1 protein-coding gene is annotated in these 872 nt (G+C 69.5%); it reads left to right on the top strand.

What is annotated here, in order from left to right; genetic code table 11:
* Positions 1–872: primosomal protein (locus G6022_RS14775; protein ID WP_182691866.1), on the top strand; the 872-nt coding region annotated here is incomplete at both ends.

Raw genomic sequence — 872 nt, 5'->3', positions numbered from 1 at the left:
GGTCGACGAGATCGACCAGTCCTTCACCATCGCCCGCTCGATCGGCGAGGTGTGCGAGTTGGACACCGTCACCAAATTCTTCAACGGCAACCCGATCCTCGCCGCCGTCACCCGCGGGATGGACGAGTTCTACGGGCGGGACGGGTTGAAGCTGTGGAAGTCCATCCGGAAGACCGTCGCCAAGGGCTGGGACGACGTGCTCGACGCGATCCAGGACGTCATGACCACGCCCGAGGTCCCGCGCGCCGAGGTCGATCGCGCCCGAGCGGACCTGGAGGCCGCTGAGGCCGCGCTCCCCGAGCCCGCGCCCGAGCCCGAGGTCGCCCCCACCGGGTACCCGGAGGGTTCGCTGTGGGAGACGGTCGGGATCGACCCCGTGAAGATCACCTTCGCCGATCAGGAGTACCTGAGCCTGCGCTGCTATCTCGGCGATCGGCCGGTGTTCCTCGGCGACGGGGACCAGGCGTACGTGTTCACCAGCGCCCGCGGCCTGTCCCGGTACCTGGCCGACCACGACGACGAGACGCTCAGCCACGTGGCGACCTACGAGCGCGTCAAGATCGCGGCGATCGACGGCAGCCTGGACGTCCACGTGACCGAGGACAACACCTACGTCCTCGCCGGCCTCGACCGCGACATCGAGGTCGGCCCCGGGATGGTCGACTCCGGTCAGCTCGCGCTCGCCGTGGAACTGGTCACCGACCTCGCGAACTACGTGGGCGACTCCGACCTCGAGGCCGCGGTCACCGGCCGAGGAACCTCGTTGCGCCGGTTCCTCCACTACGTCCTCAACCCGGACGACGCCAGGCTGCTCGAGCCCAGCGCGCCGTTCGACGACGAGGCGGGCGAGTGGCGCGACCTGGTCGACGACG

This window comes from Dietzia sp. Cai40, assembly GCF_014145165.1.
Lineage (GTDB): Bacteria > Actinomycetota > Actinomycetes > Mycobacteriales > Mycobacteriaceae > Dietzia > Dietzia natronolimnaea.
The sequence above is the reverse complement of the archived record's forward strand: the minus strand, read 5'-3'. Positions and strand labels throughout refer to the sequence as shown.